Source organism: Pseudomonas parakoreensis, from assembly GCF_021602155.1.
Taxonomy (GTDB): Bacteria; Pseudomonadota; Gammaproteobacteria; order Pseudomonadales; family Pseudomonadaceae; genus Aquipseudomonas; species Aquipseudomonas parakoreensis.
The window spans coordinates 155,583-180,941 of record NZ_BQHY01000013.1; the positions used below are offsets into that span (position 1 = coordinate 155,583).

General features: G+C 59.9%; 20 protein-coding genes, 4 tRNA genes and 1 pseudogene. 13 read left to right on the forward strand and 12 right to left on the reverse strand.

Annotation, left to right across the window (positions count from 1 at the left end; genetic code table 11):
- Positions 1–198 precede the first annotated feature (198 nt).
- The 6 genes and pseudogenes from L6D63_RS20745 to L6D63_RS20770 form a co-directional block, all read left to right on the forward strand.
- Positions 199–1,266, forward strand: a complete 1,068-nt coding sequence (locus L6D63_RS20745) for an ABC transporter substrate-binding protein (RefSeq protein WP_041071914.1) — start codon at positions 199–201, stop codon at positions 1,264–1,266.
- Positions 1,267–1,399: 133 nt separating this feature from the next.
- Positions 1,400–2,206: an alkaline phosphatase family protein gene (locus L6D63_RS20750; RefSeq protein WP_041071912.1), complete on the forward strand. Its 807-nt coding sequence runs from the start codon at positions 1,400–1,402 to the stop codon at positions 2,204–2,206.
- A gap of 5 nt (positions 2,207–2,211) precedes the next feature.
- Positions 2,212–3,048, forward strand: a complete 837-nt coding sequence (locus tag L6D63_RS20755; protein WP_163005303.1) for an ABC transporter permease — start codon at positions 2,212–2,214, stop codon at positions 3,046–3,048.
- Entirely contained in the window at positions 3,035–3,835 is an 801-nt protein-coding gene (locus tag L6D63_RS20760; RefSeq protein ID WP_047292928.1) for an ABC transporter permease, read from the forward strand. The genes L6D63_RS20755 and L6D63_RS20760 overlap by 14 nt, the downstream gene beginning before the upstream one ends.
- Positions 3,832–4,821 (forward strand): ABC transporter ATP-binding protein, encoded by a 990-nt coding sequence (locus L6D63_RS20765; RefSeq protein ID WP_047292927.1) that lies wholly within the window; start codon positions 3,832–3,834, stop codon positions 4,819–4,821. The genes L6D63_RS20760 and L6D63_RS20765 overlap by 4 nt, the downstream gene beginning before the upstream one ends.
- 34 nt (positions 4,822–4,855) lie before the next feature.
- Positions 4,856–5,485, forward strand: a pseudogene (locus L6D63_RS20770) (HAD family hydrolase); the annotation flags it as partial.
- Positions 5,486–5,512: 27 nt separating this feature from the next.
- Here the strand turns inward: L6D63_RS20770 and L6D63_RS20775 are convergent.
- Positions 5,513–6,475 carry a zinc-binding dehydrogenase gene (locus tag L6D63_RS20775; protein ID WP_121184446.1) on the reverse strand — a complete coding sequence of 321 codons (963 nt, stop codon included), beginning with the start codon at positions 6,473–6,475 and terminating at the stop codon, positions 5,513–5,515.
- 138 nt (positions 6,476–6,613) lie between these two features.
- Here L6D63_RS20775 and L6D63_RS20780 point away from each other — a divergent pair, with 138 nt between their 5' ends.
- Positions 6,614–8,698, forward strand: a complete 2,085-nt coding sequence (locus L6D63_RS20780) for a carboxy terminal-processing peptidase (RefSeq protein ID WP_161794910.1) — start codon at positions 6,614–6,616, stop codon at positions 8,696–8,698.
- A gap of 133 nt (positions 8,699–8,831) precedes the next feature.
- Positions 8,832–10,622 carry a bifunctional diguanylate cyclase/phosphodiesterase gene (locus tag L6D63_RS20785; protein WP_131670029.1) on the forward strand — a complete coding sequence of 597 codons (1,791 nt, stop codon included), beginning with the start codon at positions 8,832–8,834 and terminating at the stop codon, positions 10,620–10,622.
- 81 nt (positions 10,623–10,703) lie between these two features.
- Here the strand turns inward: L6D63_RS20785 and L6D63_RS20790 are convergent, their stop codons facing one another.
- From L6D63_RS20790 to L6D63_RS20820, 7 genes are all read right to left on the reverse strand, one after another.
- Positions 10,704–11,006, reverse strand: coding sequence for a contact-dependent growth inhibition system immunity protein (locus L6D63_RS20790; protein WP_121184442.1), 303 nt, complete (start codon positions 11,004–11,006; stop codon positions 10,704–10,706).
- Positions 11,003–15,646, reverse strand: coding sequence for an RHS repeat-associated core domain-containing protein (locus tag L6D63_RS20795; protein WP_131670028.1), 4,644 nt, complete (start codon positions 15,644–15,646; stop codon positions 11,003–11,005). Before L6D63_RS20795 ends, L6D63_RS20790 begins: the two co-directional genes overlap by 4 nt.
- Positions 15,647–15,892: 246 nt before the next feature.
- A complete protein-coding gene (locus L6D63_RS20800) occupies positions 15,893–16,291 on the reverse strand; it encodes an SEL1-like repeat protein (RefSeq protein WP_047292920.1) in 399 nt (132 codons plus the stop codon).
- Positions 16,292–16,663 carry a hypothetical protein gene (locus L6D63_RS20805; protein WP_003223109.1) on the reverse strand — a complete coding sequence of 124 codons (372 nt, stop codon included), beginning with the start codon at positions 16,661–16,663 and terminating at the stop codon, positions 16,292–16,294.
- Positions 16,660–17,001: a helix-turn-helix domain-containing protein gene (locus L6D63_RS20810; RefSeq protein ID WP_041071888.1), complete on the reverse strand. Its 342-nt coding sequence runs from the start codon at positions 16,999–17,001 to the stop codon at positions 16,660–16,662. The genes L6D63_RS20805 and L6D63_RS20810 overlap by 4 nt, the downstream gene beginning before the upstream one ends.
- Before the next feature lie 112 nt (positions 17,002–17,113).
- A complete protein-coding gene (locus tag L6D63_RS20815; RefSeq protein ID WP_041071886.1) occupies positions 17,114–17,569 on the reverse strand; it encodes a YkvA family protein in 456 nt (151 codons plus the stop codon).
- A 300-nt stretch (positions 17,570–17,869) separates the two neighbouring features.
- Positions 17,870–18,586, reverse strand: a complete 717-nt coding sequence (locus L6D63_RS20820; protein ID WP_007966725.1) for a BamJ family beta-barrel-assembly machinery protein — start codon at positions 18,584–18,586, stop codon at positions 17,870–17,872.
- A gap of 270 nt (positions 18,587–18,856) precedes the next feature.
- Here L6D63_RS20820 and L6D63_RS20825 point away from each other — a divergent pair, with 270 nt between their 5' ends.
- A complete protein-coding gene (locus L6D63_RS20825) occupies positions 18,857–20,665 on the forward strand; it encodes a di-heme-cytochrome C peroxidase (protein WP_131670027.1) in 1,809 nt (602 codons plus the stop codon).
- The gene (locus L6D63_RS20830; protein ID WP_095667125.1) at positions 20,662–21,825 is read left to right on the forward strand and encodes a catalase family protein; all 1,164 of its coding nucleotides are present in this window, start codon (positions 20,662–20,664) and stop codon (positions 21,823–21,825) included. Before L6D63_RS20825 ends, L6D63_RS20830 begins: the two co-directional genes overlap by 4 nt.
- Positions 21,826–22,046: 221 nt before the next feature.
- Here L6D63_RS20830 and L6D63_RS20835 read toward each other — a convergent pair.
- From L6D63_RS20835 to L6D63_RS20850, 4 genes are all read right to left on the reverse strand, one after another.
- Positions 22,047–22,123, reverse strand: a tRNA-Asp gene (locus tag L6D63_RS20835).
- 19 nt (positions 22,124–22,142) lie between these two features.
- A tRNA-Val gene (locus L6D63_RS20840) sits at positions 22,143–22,218 on the reverse strand.
- 200 nt (positions 22,219–22,418) lie between these two features.
- Positions 22,419–22,495: transfer RNA gene (locus L6D63_RS20845), tRNA-Asp, on the reverse strand.
- Positions 22,496–22,514: 19 nt separating this feature from the next.
- Positions 22,515–22,590, reverse strand: a tRNA-Val gene (locus L6D63_RS20850).
- Positions 22,591–22,749: 159 nt separating this feature from the next.
- Here L6D63_RS20850 and rdgC point away from each other — a divergent pair.
- From rdgC to sugE, 3 genes are all read left to right on the forward strand, one after another.
- On the forward strand, positions 22,750–23,670 hold the full coding sequence (rdgC, locus tag L6D63_RS20855) for a recombination-associated protein RdgC (protein ID WP_095667126.1): 921 nt from the start codon (positions 22,750–22,752) through the stop codon (positions 23,668–23,670).
- A 174-nt stretch (positions 23,671–23,844) separates the two neighbouring features.
- Positions 23,845–24,810 (forward strand): bile acid:sodium symporter family protein, encoded by a 966-nt coding sequence (locus L6D63_RS20860; RefSeq protein ID WP_047292912.1) that lies wholly within the window; start codon positions 23,845–23,847, stop codon positions 24,808–24,810.
- A gap of 119 nt (positions 24,811–24,929) precedes the next feature.
- Positions 24,930–25,244: a quaternary ammonium compound efflux SMR transporter SugE gene (sugE, locus tag L6D63_RS20865; protein ID WP_047292910.1), complete on the forward strand. Its 315-nt coding sequence runs from the start codon at positions 24,930–24,932 to the stop codon at positions 25,242–25,244.
- Positions 25,245–25,359 lie beyond the last annotated feature (115 nt).

Genomic DNA, 25,359 nt, shown 5'->3' on the forward strand with positions numbered 1-25,359 from the left:
CCAAGTCCCTTGCCAGCCGGGGCTTTGACCTTGGTCTACGCTTAGCGGGCAAGCGCCGAAACCGGGCCAATAAAAGGCCTGCCGGGCGACCGCCGACATCAAAGTGTCATCCAGCCCCCTTAAATTGGCTCAGGTATTGCTGACCTAGACCAACACAAACCGCAATCGCAGCGTTGAACACGACCAAGGAGCTTCGGAATGAAACAGCTTTTCCTGGCAACACTGTTAGGCTCGACCATTGCAATGTGCACCGCCGCCATGGCGGCCGACACCGATCTGAAAACCCTCGAAGCCGCTGCGAAAGCGGAAGGCGCCGTCAACAGCGTCGGCATGCCCGATGACTGGGCCAACTGGAAAGGCACCTGGGAAGACCTGGCCAAGACCTACGGCCTGAAACACATTGACACCGACATGAGCTCGGCCCAGGAAATCGCCAAGTTCGCCGCTGAAAAAGACAACGCCACCGCCGACATCGGCGACGTCGGCGCCGCCTTCGGCCCGATCGCGGTCAAGCAGGGCGTGGTGCAACCCTACAAACCGAGCACTTGGGATCAGGTGCCGGCCTGGGCCAAGGACAAGGACGGCAACTGGGCATTGGCCTACACCGGTACCATCGCCTTCATCGTCAACAAGAAACTGCTGCACGGTTCCGAAGTACCGACCAAATGGGCTGACCTCAAGGGCGGCAAATACAAGGTTTCCATCGGTGACGTGAGCACCGCCGCGCAAGCCGCCAACGGCGTACTCGCCGCGGCCCTGGCCAACGGTGGCGACGAGAAGAACCTCCAGCCGGCCCTGCTGCTGTTTGCAGACATCGCCAAGCAAGGTCGCCTGTCGATGGCCAACCCGACCATCGCCACCATGGAAAAAGGCGAGATCGAAGTCGGCGTGGTCTGGGATTTCAATGGTCTGAGCTACAAGGCCAAGATGGCCAACCCGGATGACTACGTGGTGCTGATCCCGTCCGACGGCTCGGTGATTTCCGGCTACACCACCATCATCAACAAGTACGCAAAAAACCCGAACGCCGCCAAGCTGACCCGCGAATACATCTTCAGCGACGCCGGCCAGACCAACCTGGCGCGCGGCAACGCCCGTCCGATCCGTGCCGAACATCTGCAACTGCCGGAAGACGTGAAAGCCAAGCTGCTGCCAAACGAGCAGTACAAGAAGGTCACGCCAATCAAGGACGCCGACGCGTGGGAAAAAACCTCCAAGGCCCTGCCGCAGAAGTGGAACGAAGAAGTCATCGTCGAGATGAAGTAATCCTTCATCTGTAGGAGCTGCCGCAGGCTGCGATCTTTTGATCTTGCTTTTAAAAGGCAGAGTCAAAAGATCGCAGCCTGCGGCAGTTCCTACATTGAACGATCCAAGTTTTGTTTTCGGAGTTTTTGCCCCTATGAAGCACAACGTCATCCTTGTCGTGCTCGACGGTCTCAACTACGAGGTCGCGCGTCACGCCATGGGGCATCTGCAGGCTTACGTTGGCGCAGGACGCGCCGCGCTCTATCAGTTGGAGTGCGAGTTGCCGGCCCTGTCCCGACCGCTTTACGAATGCATCCTCACCGGCGTGCCGCCGATCGACAGTGGCATCGTCCACAACAACGTCGCGCGTCTGTCCAACCAGCGCAGCATCTATCACTACGCCCGCGACGCCGGCCTGAAAACCGCCGCAGCGGCCTATCACTGGGTCAGCGAGCTGTATAACCGCTCGCCGTTCGTCGTGGCCCGCGACCGGCATACCGAAAACCTGTCATTGCCGATCCAGCACGGCCACTTCTACTGGAGTGATCACTACCCGGATTCGCACCTGTTTGCCGACGCGGAAAACCTGCGCCTGCGCCATGCGCCGAACTTTCTGCTGATTCACCCGATGAACATCGACGACGCCGGCCACAAGCACGGCCTCGACTCCACGCAATACCGCAACAGCGCACGCTCGGCGGACATCATCCTCGCCGACTACCTGCAAGGCTGGCTCGATGCGGGCTATCAGGTGCTGGTCACCGCCGACCACGGCATGAACAACGACCGCTCGCACAACGGCCTGCTGCCGGAAGAACGCCAGGTGCCGCTGTTCGTTCTCGGTGACGCCTTCAGCTTCAATATTGATGCCGCGCCGAAACAAACCGAGATCTGCGGCACCGTCTGCGAACTGCTCGGCGCCCCCCACGACAAACCTGTATGCCGGGAGCTGCTCAAGTGAATGCCATGACTCGCGGCAAATGGCTGGCAGCCCTGTGCCTGGTGCCGTTCGCCCTGTTCTTTATCGTGTTCGAAATCGCCCCGCTGGTCTGGGTGATGATCAACAGCCTGCAATCGGAAGAATTCGGCTGGGGCTTCGCCAACTTCAGCAAGATCTTCAGTTCCAAGTTCTATCTGCAGGCGATTCAGTACAGCCTGGAGATCAGTTTCTGGTCGAGTGTGTTCGGCATCATCATCGCCGTGCTCGGTGCGTATTCCCTGCGCCGGGTCGACTCGAAACTGCGCAACTTCGTGAATGCCTTCGCCAACATGACCAGCAACTTCGCCGGCGTGCCCCTGGCCTTCGCGTTCATCATCCTGCTCGGTTTCAACGGCAGCATCACCATCATGCTCAAGCAGGCCGGGATCATTCAGGACTTCAACCTGTACTCGAAAACCGGTCTGATCATCCTCTATACCTACTTCCAGATTCCCCTCGGCGTGCTGCTGCTCTACCCGGCCTTCGACGCCTTGCGTGAAGACTGGCGCGAATCCGCTGCGCTGCTCGGCGCCAACGGCTGGCAGTTCTGGCGGCATATTGGTCTGCCGGTGCTGACCCCGGCACTGCTCGGTACGTTTGTGATCCTGCTGGCCAACGCTCTCGGCGCCTACGCCACGGTGTACGCCTTGACCACCGGTAACTTCAACGTGCTGCCGATCCGCATCGCGGCAATGGTTTCCGGGGACATTTCCCTCGACCCGAATCTCGCCAGTGCCCTGGCCGTGGTGCTGGTGGCGTTGATGACTATCGTCACCGTCGTGCATCAATTGCTGCTGAAGAGGAGCTACCATGTCTCGCGCTGAATCCGGCCCGGCCGGCGTCTACCACCGCGTCGTGGTTTATTTGCTGTTCGCGATCCTGCTGCTGCCGCTGGTGGGTACGCTGATCTATTCGATCGCCAGCAGCTGGTCGGCGACCATTCTGCCCAGCGGCTTCACCTTCAAGTGGTACCTCCAGCTGTGGAGCGATCCACGCTTCCTGCATGCTTTCGGCCAGTCGCTGCTGGTGTGCGTGGGCGCGCTGGTGCTGTCGGTGGTGCTGATCCTGCCGTTGCTGTTCGTGGTGCATTACCACTTCCCGAAACTCGATGCGCTGATGAACATCCTGATCCTGCTGCCCTTCGCGGTGCCGCCAGTGGTGTCGTCGGTAGGCCTGTTGCAACTGTACGGTTCGGGGCCGCTGGCGATGGTCGGTACGCCGTGGATCCTGATCGGTTGCTACTTCACCGTGGCGCTGCCGTTCATGTACCGGGCGATCACCAACAACCTGCAGGCGATCAACCTGCGCGACCTGATGGACGCCGCGCAACTGCTCGGCGCCAGCACCTTTCAGGCCGCGTTTCTGGTGGTACTGCCGAACCTGCGCAAAGGCCTGATGGTCGCGTTGTTGCTGTCGTTCTCGTTCCTGTTCGGGGAATTCGTGTTCGCCAACATCCTCGTCGGCACGCGCTACGAAACCCTGCAGGTATACCTGAACAACATGCGCAACAGCAGCGGCCACTTCACCAGTGCGCTGGTGATCTCGTACTTCTTTTTCGTGCTGGTCCTGACCTGGATCGCCAACATCTTGAACAAGGACAAAAACGAATGAGCTACGTCAGCGTCCAACACCTGCAGAAAAACTACGCGGGCACCACGGTGTTCAGCGACATCAACTGCGAGATCAACAAGGGCGAATTCGTCACCCTGCTCGGCCCGTCCGGTTGCGGCAAGTCCACCCTGCTGCGTTGTATCGCCGGGCTGACGCCGGTGGATGGCGGCAAGATCCTGCTCGATGGCGTCGACATCGTGCCGCTGAGCCCGCAGAAACGCGGGATCGGCATGGTATTCCAGAGCTACGCGCTGTTCCCCAACATGACCGTCGAGCAGAACGTTGCCTTCGGTCTGCGCATGCAGAAGGTGAATCCTGACGACAGTCACAAACGCGTCAGCGAAGTGTTGAAACTGGTTGAACTGCACGACTTCGCCAGCCGCTATCCGCATCAGTTGTCCGGTGGCCAATGCCAGCGTGTCGCCCTCGCCCGCTCCTTGGTCACCCGCCCACGCCTGTTGTTGCTGGATGAACCGCTGTCGGCGCTGGATGCGCGAATCCGCAAACACCTGCGCGAACAGATCCGCCAGATCCAGCGCGAACTCGGCCTGACCACCATCTTCGTCACACACGACCAGGAAGAAGCGCTGACCATGTCCGACCGGATTTTCCTGATGAACCAGGGAAAGATCGTGCAAAGCGGAGACGCCGAAACCCTCTACACCGCACCGGTCGATGTGTTCGCCGCCGGCTTCATCGGCAACTACAACCTGCTCGACGCCGACAGTGCCTCAAAGCTGTTGCAACGGCCGATCAACCACCGCATCGCCATACGTCCGGAAGCCATCGAACTGAGCCTCAATGGCGAACTCGATGCGCAGATCCGCAGCCACAGCCTGCTCGGCAACGTGATCCGCTATCGGGTCGAGGCGCGCGGCGTAGAACTGGTGGTGGATGTGCTCAACCGCTCGGCGGCGGATCTGCATCCCGACGGTCAGCGTCTGGCGCTTTCCATCGATCCGACGGCCCTGTGTGAGGTAGCCTGATGACTTTGCTGACGTTGAAGAGAGAACTGCACTGATGGCCCTGGCAATTTTTGATCTGGACGAAACCCTGATCCACGGCGACTGCGCCACCCTCTGGAGCGAGCAGATGGGGCGCCTGGGCTGGGTCGATCCCGAGTCGTTCATGCGCAAGAACAACGAGCTGATGGACGCCTACAGCCATGGCAAATTGCGCATGGAAGAATTCATGGTGTTCAGCCTCGAACCGTTGATCGGGCGTACCCCGGAAGAGGTCGAGCACTTGGTCGGCCCATGGGTCGAAGACTTTATCGAACCGATCATCTTCAGCGACGCGACCAAAACCATCGCCGCTCACCGCAAGGCCGGCGACCGGATCCTGGTGATCTCGGCCTCGGGCACGCACCTGGTCAAACCGATCGCCGAGCGCTTGGGCATCGACGAAATCCTCGGCATCGAACTGGACGTCGCACACGGTGTTTACAGCGGCCAGACCGTCGGCACCCTGACCTACCGCGAAGGCAAGATCACCCGCCTGCTGGAATGGCTGGACGCCGAGGAAGAGAACCTGGAAGGCGCGAGTTTCTACTCCGACTCACGCAATGACTTGCCGTTGCTGCTGAAGGTGGACTTCCCGCATGTGGTGAATCCGGATCCGGTGCTGCTGGAGCATGCCGAAAAAGCAGGCTGCGATCTTTTGATCTTGCCCTTCCAATCAGCTCAGACTGTCGTCAATCACCAGCACCACTTTCCCCGAAACCGTATTGCTCGCCAGCTCGGCAAACGCCGCCTCGGCGTCTTTCACCGGAAAGGTTTTCGCCAGTTGCGGACTCAACCGTCCTTCGGCAAACAGCGGCCATACATGCTGGCTCAAGTCGCTGAACAGGTCGGCCTTGAACTGATCATCGCGACTGCGCAACGTCGAACCGAGCAACTGCACACGTTTGGCCAGTACCTGCGCCAGGTCCAGTTTCGCCTCACGCCCGCCCATCAGACCAATCAGCACCCAGCGTCCATCCAGCGCCGTCAGCTTGAGGTTCAGCGCCGCGTAATTGCCGCCGACCGGATCGAGGATCACGTCAAACGGACCGAAGTCGCGCAGACTCTCCAGGTCATCGCTGCGCACCACCCCGCCCTGGGCACCCAGCGCTTCACAGTAGGCCAGACGCTCGGGCGAGCCAACGCTGACCCAACAGGGATTGCCAAACGCCTTGCACAGCTGAATGGCGGCTGAACCAATTCCACTCGCGCCAGCATGCAGCAGAACCTTCTCGCCCGGTTTCAACGCCGCCAGTTGAAACACGTTGAGCCAGACCGTTGCATAAACCTCGGGTAATGCCGCGGCCTCGATCAACGAAACACCTTCGGGCACCGGCAGCACGTGCCGTCCGTCGACGACCACCTCTTCAGCCATTCCGCCCCCGGCCAGCAACGCGCAGACCCGGTCGCCGACCTGCCAGGACGAGCCGGCGCCGACTTCGCTGATCACCCCGGAGCACTCAAGACCGAGCACCTGACTGGCACCGGGCGGCGGTGGATAAAGCCCGGCTTTCTGTAATAAATCGGCGCGATTGAGGCCGGCTGCCGCCACACGAATGCGCACTTGTCCTACATCACATGCCGGACTCGGCTCTTCAACCCATGCCACTTGACCTTCAACGCCTTGCAATGCCTTCACAGTGCCTCCATAGTGAGTCTGGACTGAGCCCGAAGCTGTAGCGCCGGGCTTTTTGCATTATGCGACCGGCTCTCGTAGAACCGGCGACTTCAAAGACGGCCTAATATGCGTTATCAATTGTCCCCGCGTCGAATCAGCATGAAGCATTTGCTCCCCAGCACCGCCCTCGCTCTTTTCATCGGTATCGGCTTGTTGCCGATGTCGGGCAAAACCTTCGCAGCCAACAGCTGGGACAACTTGCAGCCTGATCGCGACGAAGTGATCGCCAGTCTCAACGTCGTCGAGTTGCTCAAGCGTCACCACTACAGCAAGCCGCCGCTCGACGATGCGCGCTCGGTGATCATCTACGACAGCTACATCAAGCTGCTGGACCCGTCGCGCAGCTATTTCATGGCCAGCGACATCGCCGAATTCGACAAGTGGAAGACCCAGTTCGACGACTTCCTCAAAAGCGGCGACCTCAACGCCGGGTTCACCATCTACAAGCGCTATCTGGACCGCGTCAAGGCGCGTCTGGACTTCGCCATTGCGGAGCTGAACAAGGGCGTCGACAAGATGGACTTCACCACCAAGGAGACCTTGCTGATCGATCGCAAGGACGCCCCTTGGCTCAAATCCACCGCTGAACTCGACGACCTGTGGCGCAAACGCGTCAAGGACGAAGTGCTGCGGCAGAAGATTGCCGGCAAGGATTCCAAGCAGATCCAGGAAACCCTGACCAAGCGCTACAAGAATCAGTTGGCGCGCCTCGATCAGACCCGCGCGGAAGACATCTTCCAGGCGTACATCAACACCTTCGCCATGTCCTACGACCCGCACACCAATTATCTGTCGCCGGATAACGCGGAGAACTTCGACATCAACATGAGCCTGTCCCTGGAGGGCATCGGCGCCGTGTTGCAGAGCGACAACGATCAAGTGAAAGTCGTGCGTCTGGTGCCGGCAGGGCCGGCCGACAAGACCAAACAGGTCGCACCGGCCGACAAGATCATCGGCGTTGCCCAGGGCAACAAAGAGATGGTCGACGTGGTGGGCTGGCGTCTGGACGAAGTGGTCAAGCTGATCCGCGGCCCGAAAGGCACCGTGGTGCGCCTGGAAGTGATTCCGGCGAGCAATGCGCCGAACGACCAGACCAGCAAGATCGTGCCGATCACTCGCGAAGCGGTGAAGCTTGAAGACCAGGCGGTGAAAAAGTCCGTGCTGAACCTCAAACAGGACGGCAAGGACTACAAGCTCGGCGTCATTGAGATCCCGGCCTTCTACCTCGACTTCAAGGCGTTCCGTGCCGGTGATCCGGATTACAAGAGCACCACCCGTGACGTCAAGAAACTGCTGACCGAACTGCAGAAAGAGAAAGTCGACGGCGTGGTCATCGACCTGCGCAACAACGGCGGCGGCTCCCTGCAGGAAGCCACCGAACTGACCAGCCTGTTCATCGACAAGGGCCCGACCGTCCTCGTGCGTAATGCCGATGGCCGCGTCGATGTCCTCGAAGATGAAAACCCGGGCGCGTTCTACAAAGGCCCGATGGCACTGCTGGTCAACCGCCTGTCCGCTTCGGCTTCGGAGATTTTCGCCGGCGCCATGCAGGACTACCATCGCGCACTGATCATCGGTGGCCAGACCTTCGGCAAAGGCACCGTACAGACCATTCAGCCGCTGAACCATGGCGAACTGAAACTGACGCTGGCCAAGTTCTACCGGGTGTCCGGGCAGAGTACCCAGCATCAGGGCGTGCTGCCGGACATCGACTACCCGTCGATCATCGACACCAAGGAAATCGGCGAAAGTGCCCTGCCGGAAGCCATGCCGTGGGACACCATCAAGGCGGCAATCAAGCCGGCCTCCGATCCGTTCAAACCGTTCCTCGCGCAGCTCAAGTCCGAGCACGACGCACGCAGCGCCAAAGACGCCGAGTTCGTGTTCATCCGCGACAAGCTGGCCCTGGCGCAGAAGCTGATGGAAGAAAAAACCGTCAGCCTCAACGAAGCTGATCGTCGTGCCCAGCACGCGGACATCGATGCCAAGCAACTGGCGATGGAAAACATCCGTCGCAAAGCCAAAGGCGAAGAGCCGCTCAAAGAGCTGAAGAAAGAAGATGAAGACGCGCTGGCTGCAGCCGAGCCGGACAAGGTCAAACCAGAAGACGACGCCTACCTGAGCGAAACCGGGCGCGTGCTGCTGGATTACCTGAAGCTGAGCAATCAGGTGGCCAAGAAGTAAGATGATGGCAATTTAGTGGTGACGCTCCCCGGAGCGTCATCAAACAGTCATCATTCTGTCGTGAAATAAAGGACTGGGAGCGCCTCTTCAAACAAGAGCGCTCCCAGTCCTTTTTTTATCGCCAGAGATTGCCATGACCACGACCGAACAGCTGAGTGCCTTGAGCTCGATCCTGACTCAAAGCGGTTTGCACAGCCTGTTCCAGCCGATCATCTGTCTCTCCGAGCGTCGCATTCTCGGCTACGAAGCCCTTACCCGAGGCCCGTCCAACAGCCCGCTACACTCGCCTATCGCGCTGTTCGCCGTGGCGCGTCAGGCTGGCCGCTTGAGCGAACTGGAGATCGCCTGCCGCCAGTCGGCCTGCCGTCGTTTCAACGAGCAGCAACTGCCGGGCAAGCTGTTCCTCAACGTCTCGCCGGAGTCCCTGCTCGAAGCCGCGCACCAACCGGGACGAACCCTGCAACTGCTGCAGGACTTCGGCATTCCGCCGAGCCAAGTGGTCATCGAACTCACCGAACAGACGCCGATCGACGATTTCCAGTTGCTGCAAACCGCGCTGCATCACTATCGGGCGATGGGCTTTTCGATTGCGCTGGATGACTTGGGCGCCGGCTATTCGAGCCTGCGTCTGTGGTCAGAACTGCGCCCGGATTACGTGAAGATCGACCGGCACTTTATCGACGGCATTCATCAGGACGCGTTGAAACGAGAGTTCGTCGGCTCGATCCTGCAAATCGCCAAGGCCTCGCGCGCGCAGGTGATCGCCGAGGGGATCGAGTTGCCGGAAGAATTGGCGGTGCTGACCGAAATGGGTGTCGATCTGGTGCAGGGCTACCTGCTCGGTCGCCCACAGGAACATCCATCTCGCGATGCCCGGGCCTTGATGCCGAAACACGACAGCAGCGCCGTGGCGTTGAATGACGAAGGCAGCGACCTCAGCGCCCTGCTCAACGACCAACCGGCGGTGCATCGCGACACGCCGACTGCCACGGTGCTGGAGGCCTTCCGCCGCCAAGCCAATCTGAATTCACTGGCAGTGCTCGACGAACAGGGCCAGCCATGCGGCATCGTCCATCGCCATTCGCTGTCCGACGCACTGCTGAAACCGTTCGCCACCGACCTGTTCGCGCGCAAACCGATCAGCCGCCTGATGAACGACGACTTCCTCGCCGTGGAAATGAGCCAGTCGCTGCAACAGGTCAGCCGCCTGATCACCAGCCGCGCCCGACAGCGCATCGAAGAAGATTTCATCATCACCCTCAATGGCGGCTATCTCGGCCTCGGTCGGGTGATCGACGTGCTCAAACTGATCACCGAACTGAAAATCCAGCAGGCGCGCTACGCCAACCCGTTGACCCTGCTGCCCGGCAACGTGCCGATCCAGCAATGCCTGACCCGCCTGCTGCAACAGGGCCGCGAGTCGATCATCTGCTACGTCGACATCGACAGCTTCAAACCCTTCAACGACATCTACGGCTACGGCCGTGGCGACGAAGTCCTGCTGTGCCTGGCGCAATGCCTGAACGAACGCGTCGACCCGTCCCGCGACTTCGTCGGCCACATCGGCGGCGACGACTTCCTGCTGGTGCTCGGCCCGGAAGACTGGCGCAAACGCCTCAATCAACTGCTCGACGACTTCCAGAGCCAATGCCGTCGTTTCTATCGCCCGGAGCACCTTGAAGCTGGCTGCTTCATCGCGCCGAATCGCCAGGGTGTGCGGCAGGAGTTTCCGCTGCTCTCGTTATCGATCGGCGTCGTCCACCTGCAACCCGAGGCCTGCGCAGAACTGGATGCCAGCCAACTCGCGGAAATGGCTTCGCAGGCGAAGCATCATGCGAAGAATGTTCCGGGGTATAGCGTGCATGTGATTGATAGTCTCAGTGCTGCCGACCTTCAACTGCCGCAACTGATTGGTCAACGATGATTCCACAGACGACATAACCACTTTTCCAAATCTGAAAAAAATTATTCAGATCAACTCCAGAACTTAAAAAAGCAACTCACTCTAATTTTTTCCACTTTGCAGCATAGCCAGCACGTGGCTTAACCATTCTTGACCGGAAGTCCACTTATTCCAATAGCAGTAGTAGCAACTGAGATCTCTCAACAAGTAATCTCTTATCGTCACCTCATCTTTATCTTGACTCAGCAAAGACTGCAACTCTTCACAAACCAAAAGTATTATTTCCGGATCTGAGGTTTGTAAGAAGTCAGCAATAACTTTATCGGGGGTGTCGTACTCTATTAGCCAATCTTGATGAAAGTAGGCCCCAAAAAAGTCGTGAAGCTCGGGAAATTCTTGATTCATAGTTCTGGAAATCCGGTCAGCAAAAAATATCCCAAAGGGAGTGTAGGGTCTTTTTTCAGAACTAGCAGGAGTTTTAGTGCCGACCGAGGATGTGTGGCGCCATTCAGCAAGCTCACTCCCACCGGCTGGTTGAGATCGTGGGTGATAGTTGTCTTTCCCTTTGTGCTATTTAAAAAATCTTGCACCTTTTGCGCATTCACCCTCAAAGCTTCTGAAACAGCGGCCTCAGCTCCGGCGCGGTTGGAAAATGTAGAAGCTGCTGGAATATGTGGCTCCGCCATTAATCTTTGGGCTAACTGCGCATCTGTTCTACCAATATGTTTGATTATTAGATGTCCGCCCTGAGCCTCATGCGCAGCCAAGCCCCCACCTGGAACTATCTCGCTGTAAGGCCCTTCAGCTTGTATTGCCCCCGGACACGGATTGCAAGCCAACCCCAACGGATCCACCCACCCCGTCGGATTCGGCACATACCGGTACTGATTCAACCCACCTGCCAACTTGATGGGATCCGGCGTCAGATACCGTCCCAACCTCGGGTCGTAATACCGATGCCGGTTGTAATGCAGCCCACTCTCCGCGTCGAAATACTGCCCCTGAAAGCGCAGCGGCTGGTCGAGGTAGTCCTCGCCGGCGAGGGTGATGGCTGCGACTTTGCCGTAGGCGTCGTATTGCGTCGACCAGACGATTTCGCCGCTGTAATCGGTCAGTTCCTGCGGGGTGCCGAGGTGGTCGAGCTGGTAGTAGAACGGGCAGGCGCGTTTCGGGCCTTTACCGTCGAGCAGCGCCAGCGGGCGGAAGGTGCCGGGTTCGTAGACGTAGCTGCGGTATTGGACCTTGCTGCTTTCGGCGACGAGATGGTCGCCTTGCCAGAAGAACTCGGTGCTGTGGCCGTCGACGGTCTTGCGGATGCGTCGACCAAAAGCGTCATATTGGTAGGTCGCGGTTTGGCCGTCCGGGCGGGTCAGGCCGATCAGGCGGTGCTGGCAGTCGTAGCGGTATTCGGTGATCAGCAGTTGATCGCGGCCGCGACGCTCGCGGATCAGGTTGCCGAAGGCGTCATAATCGTAATGCCGGTCGCCCTGCATCAGCAGGCGGTTGCCTTTGATCCGCGTGGGGCCGGGACGGTCCTGCATCAGCAGGTTGCCGGCCGGGTCGTGGGCGAAGGCTTCCGGCAGTTCGTCGCGCGAATGACGTACGCGGATCAAGCGGTCGAGGGCGTCGTAGCCGTAGGTGCGCTGACCGTGACGGCTGTCGGCAATGTGTTCCAGATTGCCGTTGGCGCTGTAGGCATAATCGCGGCGATACAGCGAAGCGTGCTGATGACCTACAGCGTGGGCCAGCAAACGGCCCTGGTCGTCATAGGCGTATTCGCTGAGCAGCAGGCCTTGCTGGCGTTGTTGTTCACGACCCGATTGATAGATGTGGCTGGTCAGCCGTGTGCCATTAAGGTCGATGGCGGTCAGCGCACCGCCCTTGGCGTAGTGATAGTCGAGCTTGCTGTTGTCCGGCAGACGCTGGCGTTTGAGCTGACCGCAGGCGTCATAGGCATAACGCAGGGTGCCCCAGCCCTGATGCTCGGTGATCAGTCGGTCCTGCAGGTCGTATTCAAAGGCCAGTGGATGTTGCTGGCCGTCATCGACGCCGATCAACCGGCCCAGGCGGTCATAGCGATACTCGACCTGAACTCCGTCGGGCAGGGTTTTCAGCAGCAGACGCCCGGCCGCATCACGCGCGTAGGCAGTGACCAGCGTCGAGCCGTCGTCGCCGAACTCGGTCTTCTCCAGCAGGTGCCCGTTACGGTCGTAGGCGTATGCGGTGCGCCGGCCGTCGAAGCCTGTTTCCTGTCGGATCAATCCGGTGGGCGTGTAGTCCAGGCGGTACTTTTCCCCGGACTCGTTCTCGATTTCCGTCAGCAGCAGTTGCGCATGGTCGTAGCGATACTGCACCCGCGTGCCGTCGGGATTGATCCTGCGCGAGACCAGGTGCAGGTCGTCGTCATACTCGTAGCGGGTGATGCGCCCGAGCTCGTCGCGCTCGGCCGTGACCTGGCCGTACGCGCCGTAGCTGTAGGCGCGGGTGGCGCCTGTAGGCAAAGTCATCTGAACCAGTCGGCCAATGGCATCCCACTGCTGGCGAGTAACGGCACCGTGTTCGTCGCAAGTGGTCGTCCGTCGCCCCAGCGCATCGTAGGAAAAACGCCGTACACCGCCGTCAGGCAGGGTTTCCTCGATCAGTTGGCCGAGGTCATTCCACGACAACTTGTGCCGGCTGCTGTCCGGATAGCGGATCGACAGCAACTGCCCGCGCGTGTCGTAGTAGTAATGGGTGACCTGGCCGTCAGGATCGACCGCCTCGGTGACATCCCCTTCGGCGTTGCGCCGATACGTCCACACCGCGTCACCACGAGAACGGCTGTGCAGGAAACCGTTGCGATACTCGTAGGACGTTGGCTCATCGTCCGGCGGAAGCAGCGCGATCAGCCGTCCGACGTCGTCGTAGCGGTATTCGGTGACCGCACCCAGCGGATCCTGCTCGGCGATCAACCGGCCCGCAGCGTCATACGCCTTGAGATGCTCACCGCCATCGGCCTCGACCTTGCGCACCAGCCGTGCGCTGTCATCGTGGACGTAGGTTTCCTCGGTGCCATCAACGTAATGCACCGTGACGCGGTCGCTGTCGTCCCAGACATACCGCGTATTCATCTGCGCGAACGAGGCCCAATGGCGCACGCAACGCGCGGCTTTGCCGGAACGCTCCCACTCCCAGAAAAAGCTCGCGCCGCCGCTCAGTTGCCGCTGCAGGATGACGTGCTGATCGTCGTAGTCGTAACGCTCGCTGTCCCCGACGGCATTGGTCGCGGCCAACAATCGCTGACGGGCGTCGTAGCAATAACTGACCAGCGTTTGCTCGGTGCGCCAGCCACCCGCCTCAAACACCTGGTAATCAACTGCCACCAGATGCGCCCGGTCGTAGCGCAACAGCAGCGAGCGCCCGGCCCCGCTATCCAGACGCTGCACACGCTCGGAATGATCGCGATGCACCGTCAGACGATTGCCATATGCATCACTGACCGCCGTCAACCGCCCGGCACGAAAGTGATAAAACCGCGCCGCATCCCCCGCCAGCGCGAGGATCAGTTCCTCCGGCTCATCGCCGAGAAAAATCGCCGCCCGCGACAGGCTGTTGTGGATCTGCGGCCGTTCAACACTGGGCAACGGAAACCGCGTGCGGCGATTCTCGTGATCGACCCAGGTCACCGCCTCGCCAGCGAACTCCAGCCGATGCGCCAGCGAATGGCTCCAGCCAAACCCCAGCCCGACATCGATCTCCACCGCGCTGGTGCGATACAGCCGGGTGAACTCGAACGGCAGCAAGCCATCGAGCGTGCCATCGGTCAGGGTCAGCAGTTCTTCGCCGGTGACCATCGACACCGGGCAGCCGTTGGTGCAGGTCAGCGGCGCGCAATCGGCGCTGTCGCCGTTGGGGTTTTTCGCTTGTTCCGGCGAGTCGTCGTGATGCTCGTTTTTCTTCAGGGCGGCGTTGCGCTTCGCATCCCAGCGCAACTGCATACGGCCCTTTTTAACGCCGGCGGCAATGCCTCGCGCGGCGACGGTTTTGTACTGGTCGATGTAATGGATGAACGTGTTGACGATGCCGAACATCGCCTTGACCAGACGTTTCACAACCGTGAGCAGCTGGGCGGCGCGATCCGCCAGACGTAGCGTCAGATAAGCGATCCCTGCGCCAGCCCCGACGAATGTCAACACAACGCCGATCAGCACATCGAGCAGCACCTGCACGATCATCATCGACGCCATTTCAGCGGTTTTGCCGGCGATCTGGCTGGGCGGCAGCATCTCCAGCCAGAGACTCGCACTGCGCAGCAGCAAACACAGCGCCGCCTCATCGCTGACCAGCAACTGCAGCTTTTGCATGACATCCGGAGCTGATTCTGCGAGGCGGATCAGATCGGCCGCGCCGCTTCCAAGGCGATCGGCAAACGCGCCTGGATCCTGCAGAATTTCCGACAGCATGCCGAGGCTGTCCCACACCCCCTCGATCGCCGCCCAGCTCCCGGCGAGCATGCCGTTGCCTGCCGCTGTCGCCACCGACTGCGACCACTGCGGCTTGAACCCCTGCCACTCGCTGCGCAGCCAGCCCTCCAGATTACCGGTCAAGCCGTCGTAGGACTTGAACAGCGCCTCGATCTGCTCCGAGGTAACCTCGCTGTGCACCTGCACGCGATAGAACTTGCCGGGCGTCCCGGTGAATGTTCCCCGGCCTTGCGCATCAAGTCCGACGGGGAAGATTTGGCCATCATCCACCGCCACCACATCGACCACGATGTCGCCCAGCGGAATGTCGTACAGCGACTCGAATTTGCTCTCGATCGTCAGCACCCCGCTTTTCGGGCACTGCACGACGCCGGAGGCAAACTCACTGTCTCCTGTGCTGACAGCGGTGATGCGATCACCGAAACGGATGATCCGCTCCATGCCCATCAGCGACGGCAAATCCGCCGCGTGGCTGACCTGATCCGCCGCGCTGCTGAACCAGTGTTCAAGCTGCTGGCGATAGAGGCTGAGGGTGTCGGGAAAGCTGTCGAGTTCCTGCTCGATACGGCTGACGGCTTCCATCAGCGCACGCAACGATGCGGGGTGGAATGAAAAACCGGGTCAAACATGAGCGTTCCCTCGCGCAAAAATTAGGCGCGGGGACTTTGCGGGGGATCAATCAGGAAAGAAGTCAGGCGAGTAGGCTTTTGCTGTAGGACAAATCTGCAAAGGACTGATTACTACAAAACGTATGGCGATAAACGCAAACGTGGCGTGAGGTTTCCCTCACGCCACGTTTATCGGACGATACAAAATGATTTACTGGGTTTAATCCCGAGCGCTCAACTCTTGGAGTTTGAGCTCGGCCAACGGGTGGCCGGCCTTGGCGGCCAGCGTCCACCAGCGCGCCGCTTCTGTCGGATCCGGCGCTTTGCTCGGAGTACCGGCCAGGCTGATCACGCCGACCTGATAAGCCGCTTTGCCATCGCCGGCGAGCGCCGCCAGACGCAACAGCCGCACACCTTCTTCGCGGGCGCCCAGGCCAACACCGCGAAACGTCAGAATGTGCCCATAAAAGCTTTGCGCGCCGACATCGCCAAGATTGGCCATGCGCGCAAACTGCCCTTCGAGCCAGCGCCAGCCTCTGGGCTGGCGGACGAACCACGACCAGTGAAACAGCCTGCGGGCCAACCAGTAACTGGCCGACGCCTTGAGTCGAAAGAACACTCAGGCCTCCGCCGATTCCGGGTACTCGTATTCGAAAACCCTGACCACTTCCGACGCATGCCAAGAGGCAGCCGCAACGCCATCGGATGGCCCGGAGAAACGTCCCAGACGTTCAACGCATTCAAAAAAACCGGTTCGGGGCAAACGGCTGGCCCCTTGGCTGATCACCAGCGAACTGCGCAATGGCTGCTCGGCCTTGGCGTCGAGTGCGGCCAGATGCTCAAGTGCCGCGGTCAGCGTCTGCATCGCCGGCGTCGGCAGTTGCAAACGTTCGAGCAAGGCTCGATAGGTCAACAGATGGCGCTGCCTGCGCGCCTGATCCAGCTCCCCCAGCAATCCGTCCCAATGTTGACGACTGATGCGTACGCTCACGATTCATCCCTCCAACCCGGCACCGTCAGTTCCCAGGCCAGGCTGCGGCGAATCGCGGCGTCAGGTTGACGCTCGCCGCTTTCGATCATGGCCAGATAAGACGGGCTGATGCCTACCGTGCGGGCCAGCGCCTCGATGGCGATGCCCTTCCCTTCGCGCAAACTGCGTAGTTGATCCAGACCTGGAAGAATCGGGTCTGGCGCTGCGGCGGCCGGCGCTGGCGCCTGCTGCTGCGGTATGTCGTTGATGCCTGCTGCTTTCAGTAGAGCCTGATACTGGCCCCATGGCAGAACCGCGTATTCGGGTTCGCCATCGCGTGCAATTATCTGAATATCCATGACTACCCCGTAGGACAACAACACTTAGCGAGTCGGCACTTTTCCCTAGAAGTGTAATCCTAACAGCGGCCAAGGTCGCGGGGGGTATCAATCTGCCTGCAGGCGAGGTGAATCAGGTTTTTTTCGGGCCCTGCAGTTGAAGTTGCTCGGGGGTATCGGGCAAACGTTCGACCACTGCGAGTTTTTCCGGCTGTTGTCGATTGCGCCAGAGCCGGAAGGCAGCGAGTTCGTCGTCGAGGGTTTTCATCAGCCAGGCGAGAACAGCAATGTCATCGAGCATGCCGAAGACGGGGATGAAATCCGGGATCGCGTCCACCGGGCTGAGGAAATACATCAACCCTGCCACCACCGAAACGATGGCTTTCGGACTGATCGCCCGGTACTCGCCGCGCCAGTAAGCCAGACACAAGGCCTGGAGCAAGCGCAGATCATCCTTGAGCTTGCCCAGGCGATTACCTTGCGCAGCGCCCTTGCTCGCCACGGCGAACAGCAGAGTCGGCAGCCGGCCACGGGCCAGCAGGCGTCCCGCCAGAGGCAGAAACCGGGCGAAATTCCACGGCGCTTTCATCTATTTCTCCCGTTGAAATGTTATCCACACAAATTGTGGATAACCTTGTGAACAGAGCTGCATTTCAGCGCTGAGAGCCCCGTTTCATAAGGGCTTCGCTCAGATCGGGCGTTTTTTACTCACATAAAAAAACCCAATATTTCATTGACTTGGCGGCTCAGGACGTCTACCCACGGTGGCCTCAATCTCTAGGACTGCTGTCAGCGGCATCCGTTCGCTCTGTTTACCTGCGCCATCCTTCAGATGCAACAACGCCCCGCATAAGCGAGGCGTTGTTGGCGAAGCCGTTACCGATGCCTGTTACTTGGCAGCGGCGTCTTCTTTGGCTGGATCCTTGATGGCCAGCAGTTCCAGGTCAAAGACCAGAACCGAGTTGGCCGGGATTGCCGGGCTTGGCGATTGCGCGCCGTAAGCCAGATCGCTAGGGATGTACAGTTTGTACTTCTCGCCAACGTGCATCAGTTGCAGACCTTCAACCCAACCCGGGATCACGCCGCTGACCGGCAGATCGATCGGGCTGCCACGTTCCACGGAGCTGTCGAACACGGTGCCGTTGGTCAGCTTGCCGGTGTAATGAACAGTCACTACGTCGGTCGGCTTGGGCTGCGGGCCGTCGGCTTTCTTGACCACTTCGTACTGCAGACCGGAAGCGGTGGTGGTAACGCCAGGCTTTTTGCCGTTTTCTTCGAGGAATTTCTTGCCGGCGGCTGCCGACTCTTCGCTCATCTTGGCCATACGCTCTTCGGCACGCTTTTGCAGCGCGGCGAAAGCTTCGACCAGTTCTTCGTCTTTCAGCTTCTGTTCTTTCTTGCCGACGGCATCTTCGATGCCCTGGGCTACCGCTTTGGAGTCCAGATCATCCATGCCTTCCTGAGCAAGGCTCTTGCCCATGTTCAGGCCGATACCGTAGGAAGCTTTTTGCGCCGGGGTTTTCAGCTCTACGCTGGTCTGCGAATCACAACCCGCGAGGACCAGGCTAACCAGGGCTACCGCCGCCGCCAACCGATGCTGTTTCATGCTATTTCCTTGTTCATGCGCCGAAAGGGCAATCGAGTAAAGCCGCGAGCTTATCAGGCCGCCACGACCAATGGCTACCGGCATGAGAGCAGGAAACGTCCGATAAGTTCAGGGATTAAAACGCATTCGGGCAAAGCGACGATGAAGCTTCTGTAATCTGGGCCTGACAAGGGCTGACGAGACTTCCTACGACAGTTGGCGTAATGGCCACTTGCCGCACCTGCAACAGCTGAGGCATAACAGCGCAACAACTCGACAAGGATGTTTATCTTGCGCCTCTTATTCCGTTTGCTGACTCTGATCGTGGTACTGCTGGGCCTGGTCCTGACCGTCATTCTGTACTACGTCGCCAACCCGAAACTGCCCTTCTATACCCCGGCCCAACAGGTGCATTACCTGCAACAGTGGAGTGAGGAGGAGCGCCAGACTTACTATTTCACCCCGCAAGGGACGCAGGTCAAAGGCCTGCGCTATGAATGGTTCCAGGCGCTGGAGCTGCCCTTCTCGCAGCAGCGTTTCGCGTCCCCGGAATACCTCGCACGCTTCGGTTTTCTGGTTGATCCGCAGCAGAAAGCCACGCCGAACAATCCGGGCAATCTGCCGGTCGGTTTCGCGCGCCATCAGAACCCCGGCGGTACCGAGCAATACCTCGATATCACCTGCGCTGCCTGCCACACCGGCGAACTGCGCTTCAACGGCCAGGCCGTGCGGATCGACGGCGGGTCGGCGCAGCATGTTTTGCCTTCCAGCGTTCCTACATTGCGCGGTGGCAGTTTCGGGCAGGCATTGGTCGCCAGTCTGACCTCGACTTACTACAACCCGTGGAAATTCGAACGCTTCGCCAGAAATGTTCTGGGCGATGACTACGAGCCGCGCCGCGAGCAACTGCGCAAAGACGTCAAGCAATCGCTGAACACCTTCCTCAAAGTCGCCTGGAACGATACCCATCGCGGCCTCTACCCGACCGAGGAAGGCCCTGGACGCACCGATGCGTTCGGCCGCATTGCCAACGCCACCTTCGGCGACGCAATTTCCCCCGCCAACTACCGCGTGGCGAACGCCCCGGTCGACTACCCGCAACTGTGGGACATGTGGACCTTCGACTGGGTGCAGTGGAACGGCTCGGCGCAGCAACCGATGGCGCGCAACATCGGTGAAGCGTTGGGCGTCGGCGCCACGCTGAATTTCTTCGACAGCAACGGCCAGCCGCTGCAAGGCGATGCGCGTTATGCCTCGAGTGTGCGCGTACGCGATCTGCACACAATCGAGGAAACCCTGCAACGCCTGCAGCCACCAGCCTGGCCGGAAGATGTCCTGGGCGCCATCGACAAACCGCTGGCCGCCAAGGGCCGCACGCTGTTTGCCGAGAACTGCGCCGGTTGCCACGTGCCGCGCAAGACTCAAGAGGGCGAGCGCTGGGTGCAGCACTTGCACATGTTGCCGGTTGAGGTGATCGGCACCGACCCGAATGCCGCGACCAATATTGCCACCCACCGTTTCGACCTGACCCCGCTGCAATGGGACCCGAAAGAACTCGAACAGATGGATGTGAAGTTGCATCCGACGCCCACCGAACCACTGGATCTGAGCCAGCTGTCGGTGGCCAAGGGCCTGGCCTACGTCACCGCGTTCGTCGAGAACCGTGCCTATCGCGAGGCCGGCGTCACCGCTGAGGAAAAGCCACAACTCGACGGCTTCGGCCTGCCGATCGGTGTGCGTGAAAAGGTTGCCTACAAGGCCAGGCCACTGGCCGGCGTCTGGGCCACCGCGCCGTTCCTGCACAACGGTTCGGTGCCAAGCCTTTATCAGTTGCTGTCGCCGCAGGATGAGCGCGCGACGACTTTCTATAAGGGTTCGTTCGAGTATGACCCGCGCCATCTGGGTTATCGCACCGAAGCCTTCACCAACGGCTTTTTGTTCGACACGCGAATCACCGGCAACCACAACAGCGGCCACGAGTTCCGCGCTGGCGAGCGCGGCAATGGGGTTATCGGCCGCCTGCTGCAACCGGAAGAACGCTGGGCCTTGCTGGAGTACCTGAAAGTATTGGGCGGGCCATTGGAGGCGCAACTGCCATGATGATCAACTCGTACAAAAAACCCTCCCTTCTCGCCCGCTTCTGGCTGTGGCTGGGGCGACTGCTGGGCAAAACCCTGCTGGCCCTGCTGATTGTCGGCCTGCTGGGCTGGGCGATCGCGAGCGCGTGGTTCATCTGGCAACACAGAGGTCCGGTGTCGGCGCAGGAACAGATTCCCGCCGGTGAAGCGGCCATGACCCAGGACGTGATCCAGACCGCCGTGCGTATCGTCGATCAACACCGCGAAGGCACACGCTACTTGCGCGATGCGCATGCCAAGGCACACGGTTGCGTAAAAGCCGAGGTCACGGTGTTGCCAGAACTGACGCCAGCGCTGCGCGAGGGTGTTTTCGGCGAACCGGGCAAAACCTGGCAGGCGCTGATTCGCTTGTCCAATGGCAACGCCTACCCGCAATTCGACAGCATCCGCGACGCCCGGGGAATGGCAATCAAGCTGCTCGATGTCCCCGGCAAGCAGCTGCTCGGCGACCTTCCGGTGCGCCGCGAACAAGACTTCGTGATGTTCAGCCATCCGAACTTCTTCGTCAGCGATGTCGCCGAGTACCGTCAAAATGTGGCTGCTCAGGCTGACGGCAAAAAAATCATGGCGTTTTTCCCCGGTTGGGATCCGCGCACCTGGCAGATCCGTCACCTGCTCATCGCCTTGGCGACTCTGTCACCGCCGCCGGACAGCCCGACCGCGACCACCTACTTTTCGGTATCGCCTTACAAATTTGGCGAGGCCAATGCCAAGTTTCGCGTTGCGCCGGATCCGGACAACTGCCCGACCTACACCCTGCCCGCACAAAATCACGACCTGCCGAATTTCCTGCGCAGCGCCTTGAACCAACAACTGTCGACAGATCGGGTACCGGCGTGTTTCGTGCTGCAGATTCAGCGCCAGGATGCGAACAAGTACATGCCGATCGAGGACACCAGCATCGAGTGGCGCGAGCAGGATTCAGCGTTCGAAACAGCGGCACGGATCACCCTGCCGGCGCAGGACTTCGACACGCCAGCGCTGAATCTGGCATGCGACAACCTGTCGTTCAATCCGTGGTTTGGTATCGAGGCGCATCGGCCGATTGGCGGGATCAATCGCTTGCGTAAAGCGGTGTATGAGGCGGTGAGCGATTATCGGCACAGTCGCAATGCCGAATAGTGAGAAGACGAGGAGATGATTTGTGGTGAGGGGATTTATCCCCGATGGGATGCGAAGCAGCCCCAGCTTCAAGACTATGGGCCTGCTGCGCAGGCCATCGGGGATAAATCCCCTCACCACACAGGCATTGCAGAAATTCTTAAATCGCAGACAGCAAAAAGCCCGCACTCGGCGGGCTTTCTGTGGTGACCTGGCGTTCAGTGGGTCCAGGTGACCGAATATGGCGCAGCGGACGGGACTCGAACCCGCGACCCCCGGCGTGACAGGCCGGTATTCTAACCGACTGAACTACCGCTGCGCGAAACGCTTGAAACGAATGGTGGGTGATGACGGGATCGAACCGCCGACATTCTGCTTGTAAGGCAGACGCTCTCCCAGCTGAGCTAATCACCCTTCGCTTCGTTACGGGGCGCATTATGCCACAAGTTTTCGTAAAGTGTTGATTTAATTGAAGTTTTTTTTCAAATAAATCCGAAAACCGGTGAAACGACACAAACCCGTTGGAACAAGGTACAAACGTGAGACAGAAAAAAACCCGCTTCAGCGGGTTTTTCCGTGGTGACCTGGCGTTCAGTGGTCCAGGTTACCGAATATGGCGCAGCGGACGGGACTCGAACCCGCGACCCCCGGCGTGACAGGCCGGTATTCTAACCGACTGAACTACCGCTGCGCTAAACACTTGAAACGAATGGTGGGTGATGACGGGATCGAACCGCCGACATTCTGCTTGTAAGGCAGACGCTCTCCCAGCTGAGCTAATCACCCTTCGCTTCGGTGTGGCGCGCATTCTACGGAGCGACCCAACCTCTGGCAAGCACTTTTTTAATTAATTTTCTCAGGCCTTCCAAAGGCTTAGAGAAGGGTTGGCCTATGCCACGGCGAAGACAATAATGCCCCCCTTTGTATAAAGGAGAGACTCACCCCATGTGGTTCAAAAACCTGCTGATCTATCGCCTGACCCAAGACCTGCCTGTCGATGCCGAGGCGCTGGAAACTGCACTGGCCACCAAACTGGCGCGTCCATGTGCAAGCCAGGAGTTGACCACCTACGGTTTCGTCGCGCCGTTCGGCAAGGGCGAAGATGCGCCACTGGTGCACGTCAGCGGCGACTTCCTGCTGATCGCTGCACGTAAGGAAGAACGTATTCTGCCGGGCAGCGTCGTGCGCGACGCGGTCAAGGAAAAGGTCGAAGAGATCGAAGCCGAGCAAATGCGCAAGGTCTATAAGAAAGAACGCGATCAGATCAAGGATGAAATCATCCAGGCGTTCCTGCCGCGTGCCTTTATTCGTCGTTCGTCGACCTTCGCTGCCATCGCACCGAAACAGGGCCTGATCCTGGTGAACTCGGCCAGCCCGAAACGCGCCGAAGACCTGCTCTCCACAATGCGTGAAGTGCTCGGCACCCTGCCCGTGCGTCCGCTGACCGTGAAAACCGCGCCGACCGCGGTGATGACCGAGTGGGTCACCACCCAGCAAGCAGCACCGGACTTCTTCGTGCTGGACGAATGCGAGCTGCGCGATACCCACGAAGACGGCGGCATCGTGCGTTGCAAGCGTCAGGACCTGACCAGCGAAGAAATTCAGTTGCACTTGAGCACCGGCAAAGTCGTCACTCAGCTGTCGCTGGCCTGGCAAGACAAGCTGTCGTTCATGCTCGATGACAAGATGACCGTCAAACGCCTGAAGTTCGAAGACCTGCTGCAGGATCAGGCAGAACAGGACGGTGGCGACGAAGCGCTGGGCCAACTGGACGCCAGCTTCACCCTGATGATGCTGACTTTTGGCGAGTTCCTGCCGGCGCTGGTGGAAGCGTTGGGTGGGGAAGAGACTCCGCAGGGGATCTAAACCTCTCTCCGGCGCCCTCCTTTATTGAGGGCGCCTTAAAAAGCAAAGATCGCAGCCTTCGGCAGCTCCTACATTTGGAATGTGTTTTCCTGTATGAGCTGCCGAAGGCTGCGATCTTTTTGCTGGCACCGTATGCTTAGCTTCCTAACGCTTTCACATAATAAGGAACACGCCATGCGAGCACTGGCTGCACTGAGCCGCTTTGTCGGCAACACTTTCGCTTACTGGGTTCTGATTTTCGCCGTGATCGCATTCCTGCAACCGGCGTGGTTTCTCGGTCTCAAGGGTGCGATCGTGCCACTGCTGGGGCTGGTGATGTTCGGCATGGGTCTGACCCTCAAACTTGACGACTTTGCTGCCGTCGCCCGCCATCCGTGGCGTGTGGCTCTGGGCGTGGTCGCACATTTCGTGATCATGCCCGGTGTGGCGTGGTTGCTCTGCCAGATCTTCCATCTGCCACCGGAAATCGCCGTCGGGGTGATTCTGGTGGGCTGCTGCCCAAGCGGCACCTCCTCCAACGTCATGACCTGGCTGGCCCGCGGCGATCTGGCGCTGTCGGTGGCGATTGCTGCCGTCACCACCCTCCTCGCCCCGCTGCTGACCCCGGCGCTGATCTGGCTGCTGGCTTCCGCGTGGTTGCCGGTGTCGTTCATGGAGTTGTTCTGGTCAATCCTGCAAGTAGTGTTGCTGCCGATCGTGCTCGGCGTGGTCGCGCAACGCGTGCTCGGCGACAAGGTGCGCCACGCGGTGGACGTGTTGCCACTGGTGTCGGTGGTCAGCATCGTGATCATCGTCACCGCCGTGGTGGCCGCCAGCCAGGCGAAGATCGCCGAGTCCGGGCTGCTGATCATGGCCGTGGTGATGCTGCACAACAGCTTCGGCTACCTGCTGGGTTACTTCACCGGACGCCTGTTCAAGCTGCCACTGGCGCAGCGCAAGTCGCTGGCGCTGGAGGTCGGCATGCAGAACTCGGGGTTGGGCGCGGCGCTGGCCAGTGCGCACTTCTCGCCGCTGGCGGCGGTACCGAGCGCGTTGTTCAGCGTCTGGCACAACATTTCCGGGGCGTTGCTCTCGACCTGGTTCCGGCGCATGAGCGAGAAGCAAGACCGTGAGGCGCTGGCGCAACAGCCGGCCGACTGACCGGGAAACTTGATCCCCGGATTAATGCTCGGCAGACTGTTGCGCTACGCGGGGACGACCCTGCGGCTCGATCGAGTTATCAATCTGGGGACGGCCCCGTCAATCGATGGAGGTCTCTCATGTCCTGGATCATTCTGTTTTTCGCCGGCCTGTTCGAAGTCGGCTGGGCCGTCGGCCTGAAGTACACCGACGGCTTCACCCGCCCGCTCCCCACCGTCCTGACCGTTGCGGCCATGGCCATCAGCCTTGGCCTGCTGGGCCTGGCGATGAAGGAATTGCCGCTGGGTACGGCTTATGCGATCTGGACCGGAGTCGGCGCTGTGGGCACGGTGATTGCCGGGATCATGCTGTTTGGCGAGTCGATGGCGTTGATTCGGCTGGCCAGTGTGGCGTTGATCATTACCGGGTTGATTGGCCTTAAAGTAAGCGCTTAAGCCAATGGCCCCATCGCTGGCAAGCCAGCTCCCACAGGTTTTCTGTATTTACACAAGATTTGTGTTCACCGGAGATCCCTGTGGGAGCTGGCTTGCCAGCGATGGGGCCAGCACT

What these genes read in the sequence shown, in the direction of transcription:
- L6D63_RS20745 (WP_041071914.1), top strand. Translation starts at nt 199, where the DNA reads ATGAAACAGCTTTTCCTGGCAACACTGTTAGGCTCGACCATTGCAATG.
- L6D63_RS20750 (WP_041071912.1), top strand. Translation starts at nt 1,400, where the DNA reads ATGAAGCACAACGTCATCCTTGTCGTGCTCGACGGTCTCAACTACGAG.
- L6D63_RS20755 (WP_163005303.1), top strand. Translation starts at nt 2,212, where the DNA reads ATGACTCGCGGCAAATGGCTGGCAGCCCTGTGCCTGGTGCCGTTCGCC.
- L6D63_RS20760 (WP_047292928.1), top strand. Translation starts at nt 3,035, where the DNA reads ATGTCTCGCGCTGAATCCGGCCCGGCCGGCGTCTACCACCGCGTCGTG.
- L6D63_RS20765 (WP_047292927.1), top strand. Translation starts at nt 3,832, where the DNA reads ATGAGCTACGTCAGCGTCCAACACCTGCAGAAAAACTACGCGGGCACC.
- L6D63_RS20780 (WP_161794910.1), top strand. Translation starts at nt 6,614, where the DNA reads ATGAAGCATTTGCTCCCCAGCACCGCCCTCGCTCTTTTCATCGGTATC.
- L6D63_RS20785 (WP_131670029.1), top strand. Translation starts at nt 8,832, where the DNA reads ATGACCACGACCGAACAGCTGAGTGCCTTGAGCTCGATCCTGACTCAA.
- L6D63_RS20790 (WP_121184442.1), bottom strand. Translation starts at nt 11,006, where the DNA reads ATGAATCAAGAATTTCCCGAGCTTCACGACTTTTTTGGGGCCTACTTT.
- L6D63_RS20795 (WP_131670028.1), bottom strand. Translation starts at nt 15,646, where the DNA reads ATGGAAGCCGTCAGCCGTATCGAGCAGGAACTCGACAGCTTTCCCGAC.
- L6D63_RS20810 (WP_041071888.1), bottom strand. Translation starts at nt 17,001, where the DNA reads ATGGATATTCAGATAATTGCACGCGATGGCGAACCCGAATACGCGGTT.
- L6D63_RS20815 (WP_041071886.1), bottom strand. Translation starts at nt 17,569, where the DNA reads ATGAAAGCGCCGTGGAATTTCGCCCGGTTTCTGCCTCTGGCGGGACGC.
- L6D63_RS20820 (WP_007966725.1), bottom strand. Translation starts at nt 18,586, where the DNA reads ATGAAACAGCATCGGTTGGCGGCGGCGGTAGCCCTGGTTAGCCTGGTC.
- L6D63_RS20830 (WP_095667125.1), top strand. Translation starts at nt 20,662, where the DNA reads ATGATGATCAACTCGTACAAAAAACCCTCCCTTCTCGCCCGCTTCTGG.
- rdgC (WP_095667126.1), top strand. Translation starts at nt 22,750, where the DNA reads ATGTGGTTCAAAAACCTGCTGATCTATCGCCTGACCCAAGACCTGCCT.
- L6D63_RS20860 (WP_047292912.1), top strand. Translation starts at nt 23,845, where the DNA reads ATGCGAGCACTGGCTGCACTGAGCCGCTTTGTCGGCAACACTTTCGCT.
- sugE (WP_047292910.1), top strand. Translation starts at nt 24,930, where the DNA reads ATGTCCTGGATCATTCTGTTTTTCGCCGGCCTGTTCGAAGTCGGCTGG.